General features: G+C 58.7%; 8 protein-coding genes. 3 read left to right on the forward strand and 5 right to left on the reverse strand.

The window, feature by feature from the left end; genetic code table 11:
* Positions 1 to 219, forward strand: a 219-nt coding sequence (locus tag H5U08_RS03455; protein ID WP_297030153.1) for a hypothetical protein, incomplete at its 5' end; no start/stop codon positions are given.
* Positions 220 to 647: 428 nt separating this feature from the next.
* On the forward strand, positions 648 to 3233 hold the full coding sequence (locus H5U08_RS03460; RefSeq protein WP_297030156.1) for a hypothetical protein: 2586 nt from the start codon (positions 648 to 650) through the stop codon (positions 3231 to 3233).
* A gap of 36 nt (positions 3234 to 3269) precedes the next feature.
* Here H5U08_RS03460 and H5U08_RS03465 read toward each other — a convergent pair whose 3' ends face one another.
* Positions 3270 to 3935 (reverse strand): sigma-70 family RNA polymerase sigma factor, encoded by a 666-nt coding sequence (locus tag H5U08_RS03465; RefSeq protein ID WP_297030159.1) that lies wholly within the window; start codon positions 3933 to 3935, stop codon positions 3270 to 3272.
* A 129-nt stretch (positions 3936 to 4064) separates the two neighbouring features.
* A complete protein-coding gene (miaA, locus tag H5U08_RS03470; protein WP_297030162.1) occupies positions 4065 to 5027 on the reverse strand; it encodes a tRNA (adenosine(37)-N6)-dimethylallyltransferase MiaA in 963 nt (320 codons plus the stop codon).
* A gap of 390 nt (positions 5028 to 5417) precedes the next feature.
* On the opposite strand from miaA, the gene H5U08_RS03475 reads away from it, so the two are divergent.
* The gene (locus H5U08_RS03475; protein WP_297030164.1) at positions 5418 to 6821 is read left to right on the forward strand and encodes a cytochrome c peroxidase; all 1404 of its coding nucleotides are present in this window, start codon (positions 5418 to 5420) and stop codon (positions 6819 to 6821) included.
* Positions 6822 to 6874: 53 nt separating this feature from the next.
* Here the strand turns inward: H5U08_RS03475 and H5U08_RS03480 are convergent, their stop codons facing one another.
* The 3 genes from H5U08_RS03480 to H5U08_RS03490 form a co-directional block, all read right to left on the reverse strand.
* Complete coding sequence (locus H5U08_RS03480; protein WP_297030166.1) at positions 6875 to 7378, reverse strand: chemotaxis protein CheD; 504 nt, start codon at positions 7376 to 7378, stop codon at positions 6875 to 6877.
* A 66-nt stretch (positions 7379 to 7444) separates the two neighbouring features.
* Complete coding sequence (locus H5U08_RS03485; RefSeq protein WP_297030169.1) at positions 7445 to 8062, reverse strand: chemotaxis protein CheC; 618 nt, start codon at positions 8060 to 8062, stop codon at positions 7445 to 7447.
* Between the two features lie 95 nt (positions 8063 to 8157).
* Positions 8158 to 10790: chemotaxis protein CheA (locus H5U08_RS03490; protein WP_297030172.1), on the reverse strand; the 2633-nt coding region annotated here is incomplete at its 5' end.

The raw sequence follows: 10790 nt of genomic DNA on the forward strand, positions 1-10790 counted from the left end.
GCTCAAATCAACGTCTTTTTCGGCTTGCCAGACTCTGTTGCCGGATCGTGTGGACACGGCATCATCGTATGTTGGTGGGGGGATATGCCCCATTATCGGCATACAAGGGCTCTGCCGGATTTTCGCAATTTCGTTGGTTTGAGATGGCGGCAGAGTGGCGAGGTGGACCTGGCGACGCACTTGGGAACAGGGGGAAGGTCGGGCATCCGACGGGGTTAACCACGCGCGAAGTTTCGTTTTCGGCGGGAAATTGCCCGGTGCCCTCTTCCGTTTCCGCATAATTCCCGTTGGTCCGGCGCGGTTCAGCCTGGTACCGCCGCGGCCGGGAGGAGCTGCGATTTCACTCGGCCCTGCTTCTCCAGGACCAGGGTTGGCATTTTCAACGATCCCTGCACCCTTTAGAATGAGCGTTTTCGGTGAGGGAATCCCGTTTCTGCTATCCCAGCCCGTTTGTTCATCGTATTCGTCATCCCTTGAAGAGTTAAGGGACCGAGTGGCGGAGTCACGAGGCGGCAGGCACCGGTCGCCAGCGGGCCGGGGACGGACTTTTTGGCGGGCCCCACCGCGGAAACTGGTGCCGGGAATGCCCGGGAATTGTCGAGACGCGAGCGGAGTACTCAACCCAATCAACGGAAAGTCAGCGTCATATGGCCAGTCCTTTCAAAGTCTTCCGGAAGAACGCCAAACTCCTGCTGGTGGGACTTTTTCTCCTGTCGATGGTCAGCTTCGTGGTCATTCCGAGCTTTCTCCAGTGGCTGGAGACCCAGCAGAGGCACACAGCAGGCATCGCCGTAACCACTGTCAAATTCGGTGATCTTTCTGATGCACAACTGGCCTCTCTCCGCAGGGAACGGGCTGTGGTTCGCCGTTTCCTGGAAGCGCTCATGCAGCGGATCGAAGAGCTCAAGGGCAACAGCTTTCGCGTCCGCCTTGCCCTGATGACCATTGATCAACCCACCGATGAGAATCTCGTGCGGTCCTGGCTCATCGCACAGTATGCCCGGCAAATGGGGCTGAAAATCACCGACCAGAGTGTCAATGCGTTCCTCCGCGGCTTGATTGATGCTTCGGGCGTGCCGCTGTCGCAGAGTGATCTGGTCAACCTGATGAGGTCCCGGAACATCGACGAGAACGTTCTGTTCGCAGGTCTAGAGCACGAACTGCTGGTCCTCCGCTATATGCAGCTTGCTGGTCTGGACCTGTTGAGTCTGCAACCCGGTCTAACCGGTGAAACGCCTGGTGCCCGCTGGGATTATTTCCTCCGGTTGAACAGAATGGCCTCCGTCGAGCTCTGCGCTTTCCCTGTGGAAAAATACATCGACCAGGTACCCACGCCCGACGAACGCACTGTGCGGAGTTTCTTCGAAGAATACAAGACCCGGCTGCCCAATCCCCAATCGCCCGAACCCGGCTTTAAGGTTCCCAACAAGGTAACCCTCGAATACCTGAAGGCCGATTTCCAGAAATGGCTCCTCAATACGAAGATTCCCGACGAGGAACTGCGGCGTGTGTACGAAGAGCGAAAGGACCAACTGTTCCTCCGCCCTGCGCCACCCCCAACAGAGACCAACGCGACTCCGCCTTCCCAGACAACTCCACCTTCCGAATCTTCCCAACCGGCAGGGAATCCGTCATCCGGCGGGTCTCCGCAGGCTTCCCCTGAAGGTACGCAAACCCCGGCAGCCGGGGCGGAGAAATCCCCTGCGGCATCGACGCCCGCTTCCGAGCAGCCGACTTCCCAGGCTGCACCATCCCCCAAGGAAACACCCTCTCAACCGGGCGAACAATCTCAGCCGAAGGCCGAACAGGGCACGTCGGAACCGCAAACGCAACCCTCATCCGGAACGAGCGAGCCCCAACCCACGGAGGGATCGCGTGCGGAAAGCCGCGTGAAAGTGCTTTTCACTGCTTTCGAAGAATCCGCAGAAAAGGCTGGGGAGAAGGCACCGGGCAACGAGGAGCAACCCCCAAAGCCGGAACAAACGCCTGCCTCGGCATCCGAGGCACCACCGACCCCATCACCGGCGCCGGCTGCCTCCTCGGAGGAAAAGCCCCAGACAGGCGATTCTTCCAAGGAGCAACCGCCGGAAACACCGCCCGCTGCCCCCCAAGCACCGGCTTCCCCACCGCAGCCAGCATCCCAGACACAACCCCCTGCCACACCGGCCCAAACACCGTCCCAGCAACCCGCTGCTGAGGAGTCCAAATACCGTCCCTTTGAAGAGGTCAAAGATCAGGTTCGCTCATTGATCATCAGCGAACGGATTAAGGCGGTCCTCGACGAACTCGAGGAAATTATGCGTCAATATCAGGGCGACCTGGCCAATTACGAGGCGGCCAAAGAGGAGGCGGAAAGGGCCCAACAGCCGGTGCCTCCCGCACCGACGCGTCCCGACCTCCGCAAGCTCGCCCAGGAAAAAGGACTCGACTACTACGTCGTGGAAGATGCCGCGATTTGGGACCTGGCGGACCGCGACATCGGCAAGGCGTTCGATCTTTCGGGCAATCCGGTGCTGCGTTCGGTGTTTGATCTGGCCGAGTTCCTGACCCTCCGGGCAGTGGACCAGGACAATAATCAGTACCTGGTGTGGGTCACCGCAAAGGTCAAAGAACATGTGCCAACGCTGGACGAGCCCGGTGTACGCGAGCAGGTCATCCACACCTGGCGGATGCAGGAGGCGCGGAAGTTGGCCGAAAAGGAAGTCCAGGCGTTGGCCGAGAAAGTCAATGCAGCACGGCAATCCCTGGTAGAGTTCTATAAGGCGACCAAACAGGCAGACCCGACCGTGGATCTGCCGGAGCCCGTGGAAACCGAACCATTCACCTGGCTCACCTACGGAGAGTTTGACGTGGTACGACTGACCCAATTACCGCCGCGGATCAGTCCCATCAAAGTCCGTGTCAAAGATCCCGCCAGCGGGCTTATTGTGGAAAAAGACGTGGTCAAAGATGCCGGTAACGATTTTATGGCGGCCGTCTTCTCCCTGGATGTTGGTCAGGCGGGCCTGGCGTGGAACCAGCCCCGGACCGTCGCGTACCTGGTCAGGGTCCTGGAGTTCCAGCCGCCGATGGAGCAGCTTTTTGAACGCTTCATGCGGGATACCCGGGGATCGTACATGGATGTCGTCCAGTTCGATCTCGCAGCAATGTATCAGCGGTGGATCCAAAATCTTGAGAAAGAGGCCGGATTGAAGTGGGTCCATCCGGCGGGAAGCGAGATACCCATAGACTGACCAGGGATCGAGATCATTTTCTTTGAAATACTCCCATCACCCCGCCGAGTCGGCCAACTCCTCGTCGTGGTGATGGTGAGCGTAGGTCTTTTGGAGATCCCCGAACAGGTGCGTCAGTTGTTCGCGAAGCATCAATCGTGCCCGCATCAATCGGATCTTCGCGTTCGCTTCGCTGATATTGAGCAGTCGGGCAGTCTCGGCCGTGGAAAGACCCTCGATATCCCGCAGAATAAAAACGAGACGATACTTTTCATCCAGAGACTGAAGGGCGTTTTCCACCAATTCCCGGGTTTCCTTTCGGGCAAGGATTTCCTCGGGACTTTCCCGCCACTCGGCGATCGCCTGCGGTAAGGGAAGATCGTTCTCTTCATCGGCGTGGGAGCCGCCTTCCAGGGGGAGAGTGGCCCGAACCGCCTGCCGTCGCAGTAGCGCCAGTGCGTGATTGGTGGCGATTCGCAGCAGCCATGTGGAAAAGGCTGAATCTCCGCGAAAATCGTCCAGGTGCTCAAGCAGTGTGAGAAACGTCTGCTGAACCACCTCCTCGGCGTCATGGGGACGCGACACGATCCGTCGGGCCAGGGCGTAGATCCGGCGCTCGTACCGGTTCACCAGGGACTCGAATGCGCCGAAGTCGCCCTTTCGGGCGTTTTCCAAAAGCTGTTCGTCGGACAGTGAAAGAGAATTGTCTTCAGAGAGGGCCATTCTTTTTCGCGCTTTCGACACAACTCGTGGGAGAACCTATGCTGTAATATCGCGGAATTGCCTCGCCGTTGCAACGGCAGTTCACCGCCGCAGGAAGCCGGAAAGCGACGCCGTCCGACGAAACGCCGCTTACCCCCCCGAGTAGGCCGACCAGTATTCGCGGAGGATTCTCTCGGCCACCTTTTCCGGTCGAAATGGCTCGCTCACCGGCACAAAGCGACACTCCTCGAGATGCCGAAACCATGTGAGCTGCCGCTTGGCAAATTGACGCGTGCGGGTTTTCACGAGCTCCACCGTTTCCTCGTAGGAGCGCTGGCCTTCGAGGTACTCGAGGACTTCCCGGTATCCCAGAGCTTGTCGCGCGGTATGGCTGAACTGGCATCCCCGGGCGAGAAGGCCCTTCACTTCCTCCACGAGTCCCTCGGCAAACATCTGGTCCACCCGCCGGTTGATCCGCTCATAAAGCAAATCCCGGGGCCAATCGAGGACCAGCACACGGCCTTTTGCGACTTCTGACGGATGTTCGAACTGTCGCTGCCAGTGGCTGAGCGGCTGGCCGGTCTTTTCATAAACTTCCAGCGCCCGAATGATCCGCCGCAGGTCATGGGGGTGAATTCTGCGGGCGGCCTCCGGATCGACAGAACTCAATTTTGCGTGAAGCGCCTGCGATCCATGAACACTGGCCAAGAGCCGCAGTTGCTCGCGGAGTTCCCAATCTGCACCCGGTCCTTCAAACATGCCCCGCAGTAAGGCCTTCAGATAGAGGGGAGTTCCCCCAACAAACAGGGCACTCCGTTGCCGGGACCGGATGTCGCTGAGAGCCCGTTCGACATCGTCAAGGTAGCGGGCAAGGCTGTAGTCCTCCCTGGGCTCGATCATGTCGATCAGGTGGTGGCGGACGCGGCTGCGTTCGGCCGGCGTGGGTTTGGCCGTTCCAATATCCATCCCCCTGTACACGGCCATCGAATCGAGGGAGATGATCTCCGCTCCGAGTTGCTCGGCCAGACAAATCCCCACCGCAGTTTTGCCTGAAGCGGTCGGACCGACCAGAAACAACGTGTCCTGTATATCCACGCGCTTCTCGTAAGGCATTTTTTCGGCTTTCTTTCGCGCTGAGAAAGCAATCTCCAAAAGTGGGACTCAAAGCCGCTACCCCATCACTACCAATCATTTTTGTCGAGATAAGCGGTACTGGCGAGCGCCGATCATCTTTCGCTGCCCAGCCAATCAGCGCACGTCAAGTACCCACCACGTCAAATTCTTGATCACGGCACCGACCCACTCTTGCATCGAGTTGTGAACCGGCTAAACTGAGCGAAGAATTTTAACTGACGAAATTCCGCATGGATTGCGGCATGCTTTCAAGGGAGTAACAAGGCGGGCAGCAGAGGTGAAAAAGGTTCTTCGGGGAAGGAATTGGGACGAAACGTCCATTTCCCCAGTGGTCTCACGACAATCCTGGCTGGCAAGTGGAGGATGACCATGCTCCAGAAGACACTGTCCCGATGGCTTGTGTGTTTGGTCGCAGTCGCTTTCCTGACGGGTTGTCCCAAACCCGCCACTGAACGCGGGCAAAAGCCGGCCGCGCATACGACCGGTCCTGCGACCGCTGAAGCTGCGCCGAGCGCGACCCAGCCCGCAGCGCCGTCAACAACTGAGCAGGCTGCTCAACCGAGTGAAGCACAACCGGCCGAGCAACCGTCCCAGGCGGCACCCTCCGAGGAGGCAGCGAAGCCTGAGGCTCAGCAGCCAGCACCAGCCCCGACGCAACAGGAGGCCATGCCTGCTCCGGAGACGACTCCTCCGGCCGCGGAAAGCCAGCCCGCCCAACCGGCAGCACAGCAGGAATCGGCTGAAAAACCGAAAGGGGAGGCCTCTTCACAGCCTGCTGAGAAACCCGCTGATCCCCAGCCCGCCGGAGCCCAACGCGCGGCTCCTCAGGGAACTCCGTATGAAGTCAAAGTGCCACTGGGGTTGCCTCCTCTCCCCATTCCGGAAGACAATCCCATGACCGTGGAGAAGATCGAGCTGGGGAAGATGCTTTACTTCGATAAACGTGTCAGCGCGGATGGCTCAGTCTCCTGCGCGACGTGCCACGATCCGAACATGGCCTGGGCGGAACACACGCCGACCAGCAAAGGGATCCACGGCCAGGTAGGCACCCGCAATGCGCCCACAGTCATCAATGCCGCCTATGCAACATCGCAATTTTGGGATGGTCGAGCCAAGACATTGGAAGAACAGGCACTGGGACCAGTGGCCAATCCCATCGAGATGGGCCATACCATCGAGGGAATGGTGCAATCACTGGATGGGATTCCCCAGTACAAGGAGCTCTTCCAGAAAGTATTCGGAACGGGTGTCACGCCGGAAAATTTCGCCAAGGCCATCGCCGCTTTTGAACGCACGGTGCTGAGCGGCAATTCGCCCTACGACCGGTATCGGGCAGGTGACGAAAACGCCCTCACCGAGGCGCAGAAGCGCGGGCTGAAGGTGTTTGAAGAATCCGGCTGCGCGGACTGCCACACGCCACCCCTGTTCAGCAGCTATGAGTTCTACAACGCAGGGGTGGGTATGAACAAGGAAAAGCCCGACGAAGGCCGCAAAGCTGTCACGGGCAAGGACGAGGACTTCGGCAAGTTCCGCGTTCCCAGCCTCCGCGAAGTTGCCAACACGGCTCCGTATTTCCACGACGGCAGTGCCGCCACGCTTGAGGAAGCGGTCGCTGTGATGGCGGCGGGTGGGATTGATAATCCCCACCGATCCGAAGAGTTCGACACCGTCCGAGAAGCCAAGATCACTCCCGAGCAGCAAAAAGATCTCGTGGAGTTCCTGAAGGCCCTTTCCGGCGAATATCCCAAAATTGAGCCACCCCAACTGCCGTGACAAGCGATTTTCGGAGGAGTCCCGCATTAACGGCGGGGATTTGGTGACGCAGATCAGATCACCTTCGCTTTCTGACCGGCGACCTCGATGCGCAATTCGCCGGTGCTGCAGGTGAAGGTGATTTTTCTTCCCTGGGTCCCTCCGACATCTTCGGCAGTGATGGGGATCCCCACCGTCTTCAAAATCTCGCGGACGGTCGCAATATTATCGTCCCCGATTTGCAGGGGACCACCCACGCGGAACATGTTGGCGCCCCCCGCGATTTTGGCAACAAGACCGGGCTTAGGGCAGCCCATCCTGGCCAGTTGCTCGAGCATGGTGGGAATCGCCGTATCGGCAAATTTTCCTGGCTGGCCGTTCTGACCGTGAGATTTGGGAAGCACCACGTGCGCAATGGCCCCCAGGCTCAGCCGGGGATGCCACAGGACGACGGCTACACATGATCCAAGGACCGAAGTGAATTGTGTGGAACGATCACCAGTGGCGATCTGACCCATCCCGACGTTGATCACCTGTCCTTTGACGGAAGTTGCTTCAGCGTTTGCCAGAGTGTGCATGGTTATTCCCTACCAGTATGTCAATGGGCGGTTAGCGCTGTTTGGCATGGGTAATGGTTTTGCCGATCAACTATTTGGTTTGACGGCAATGGCGTTTTCCAGCATGCGACGAAATTCAGGCGATGGCACGAAAAGCACGTGCCAGTTGAGGGCTTCTCCCTCGCGATGAAAACCGGTCCGTCCAATAAGCGCCACGTCCGAGGCCGCAGCCTGCTCCACCAGGGCCTGCTGAATGACGCTGGCAAAATAATCCCGTACAAAATACGGCGGGCTGGGGATGATCGCGCGACCGAGTAAGCGGGTCAACGCGTTCATGTACGCACAGCCCAGGATGTTCCCCGTCTCCGTGAGCGCCGAAATCTCCAGCTCGTCCCATTCGGGGCTGGTGTTGCGAACGCGACGGGTCAAAGTGGCGGCCAGTTGTCTTGCATTCTCCTCATCAAAGGTGAGGATGAGCACGGTGCCCGGATCGGATTCAACCCCCAGAATGACCATGGTGAGAAGGTCATCGCCGAATCCGAGCTCGCTGGCCACCGAATGGAGCGGGATTTCCCGCACCTCGTCGAGAGTCAAGGTGATCAATCCATCCGTCCATCGACACATCGCGGCTGACGCATCATGGGTGGCCGCGGCAAAGAGAGGACGGAAGATTTCTGCTCGGTTGGTAGCAATGGTGCTGGTCATGATCACTCCTCTAACGATTCAGTGTGTTTGCCACGAAAAACGCCTTTTGGCTCCAGATGTCGTTCCTGCCTTCATCCTGGAAACCGTGTTCTCCATCATGAATGCACCGCGCTGCGACGACTGATCATGCTCAAAAGGGCGGCCACGTCCAAAATGAGTGACACGCGACCGTTCCCCAAAATACTTGCCCCGGCAATACCCGGGATATTGCGATAGTTTTCAGCGATCGATTTGATGACGACATCCTCTTCGCCGAGGACCTCGTCCACGACCAGCCCAACTTCGTGCTCTTCATCCCCCAAAACAACCAGGGTTGTTTCCTCCCGGGAACCATCCTCGAAATAAGAGCCATAGCAGTGCGAAGTAAACACCTCTCCTAGCTCAATAACCGAAATGACGCGGTCCCTGATGCGGGCGGTTTTCATTCCGTGGATGGTGGTGAGGTTTTCTCTGCGGGCGGCTACGATCTCACGCACTGCCTCGATGGGCATGGCGAAGACGTCGCCGTCGATCCGCACCAGGAGGCTGGGAAGAATCGCCAAGGTGAGTGGCAATTTGATGGTCACCTTCGTTCCCACGCCCGGTTCACTGGTCAGTTCGATGGCACCGCTCAGCTCTTCGATCTTGGCTTTGACGATGTCCATGCCCATTCCACGTCCAGACACCTCCGTGACTTTCTCGGCGGTGCTCAGGCCGGGGAGGAAAATGAGTTGGTAAATCTCTTCGCGGGACATTTTCTCCGCCTGGGCAGGGCTGATGAGATTGCGATCCAGGGCTTTCTTGAGAATCCGATCGGCATCCAGTCCCTTCCCATCGTCGCTGACTTCAATAACGATGGAGTTCCCGCGATGGAACGCGTTCAGCGTGATCGTTCCGACCACTGGTTTGCCCACCTTTTCCCGGACCTCTGGCGGTTCAATTCCGTGGTCGGCCGCATTGCGGACCAAGTGGATGAGCGGGTCGCCCAGCTCGTCGATCATCCGCTTGTCGAGTTCGGTCTTTTCTCCATTAATCACAAGCTGGATTTGTTTGCCATTGAGGCGGGTCACGTCGCGAACCACCCGTTTGAACCGATTGAAGAGCGGCCCAATGGGCACCATCCGCGTTTCCATCACCGCCCGCTGAATCCCGTCCGTGACACGATCGAGCTGATGGACGGCCTCCATGAGCTGGTTGACGACGATGCGGGCTTCGGAGACTGCTTCCAGTTCCTGGCTGAGCAGTTCCAGCTCTTTCTCCAATCGATTCCAGGTAACGCGACTGAGACTTCCTCCATGGCGCGATGCTCCCTCATCGTCTGACCAGGCAGCGGACCGTTCCAGTGAATCTTTCACCCCACGGAGGATCTGAATGGCACGATTACTGTGGAATCGCTGTTTGAGCTTTTCCGAAAGCTCGGAGAGCCTTGCCCGAGTGATCACAAGCTGGCCGGCCAGATTCATGAGCTGATCGAGACGCTCAATATCGACGCGGAGTGTCTCCACACTCTTGGCCGGCTCCGTGGTTTTTGCCTTGGCGCTCCCCTGCTCATCGGGGCGGGATGAAGAGGTTGGTACGCCCGGTTTCGCCTTTTCTGCGGGTTGTGCTGCTCCGGCCCGGGCATCCTCCTCTGATTTGCCGCGAGGAGCCGCTGCACATCCGGGAACCGCAGGCTGTTCTGGAGTGACAGGATGGAGCGTGATGCCTCGCACGCCGCCGACGCGAAGCACGCGGGTTATTTCCTCGAGCGATTTCTCGGTAGCGACGATAAACTCCACGGCAGGAAGCGACTCACGATTTTCCAGTTCCTCGACAGGAGGAATGTATTCCAATACCTCGCCGATGTGGCAGAGCTTCTCGTGAAGCAGTTGGCCTTTCAGTCCACTCAACTGTAAACCGGGCTGGAGTTCGACACGGCCCAGAACGACGGGGCGATCGAATTCACGCGCCTTCTCCAGAAACTGAGCCGGCGGCCACTGATCCGAGGCACCTTTCTCGCCATGGGACTCTGTGGAGGTGCCGGGCCCTTCATCTCCCTGAAAACGCTCACCCTCCTTTTCCGGTGCGTTGGCTCCCTGCGCCACCCCCTGCTGATGAGCGATCAGTGCAGCGGCGACCGGTGCAAAATCGACCGTCGGAGCCGTCCCCTGGCGAAGCTGCTCCAGGAATTCGCGGAGGCTGTCGGTGGCCTTCAGCAACCAGTCGTTGAGCTCGGGGGTATTAAGTCGCCTGCCCTGATCGAGCAGCATCTGGAGGACGTCTTCCATCAGATGAGCCAGTTTGGACGCCCGATGAAAACCGACCGAAGCTGCCGCTCCTTTGATCCGGTGGGCGGTGCAGAGAAGGCTCTCCAATTCTTCGCGGGTTCCCCCACCTTCCACGGCCACCAGCGTCTCGCTCAACGAGTCCAGACCCTGTTCCAGCTCGTCGATGAAAAGGGCGAGATATTTCGAATTCAGATCGGCCTCGTCGGTCACCTGCTGGAATTCTGTAGTAGCGCGGTCCAGAAATTCTTTCGGCACGGCCGACGAATGAGGCCTTTCCTGGGGTGCCGATCCCTCCTCGGTGAGAACCTGTTGCACTCCCTGCACGGCGTGATCGAGGGCCTGTTCGACGTGTTTGGACAGAGACGACGCGGTTGTCCTGTCGCCTTCCAGAAAACGCGTCATCGCCTCGACGATGTCGCCCGCTTCGATAGGTTCAGGTGTTGGATCTTTGAGGGCTTCGACCATTGCCCGCAAGCGGTCCG

Source organism: Thermogutta sp., assembly GCF_014359955.1.
Taxonomy (GTDB): domain Bacteria; phylum Planctomycetota; class Planctomycetia; order Pirellulales; family Thermoguttaceae; genus Thermogutta.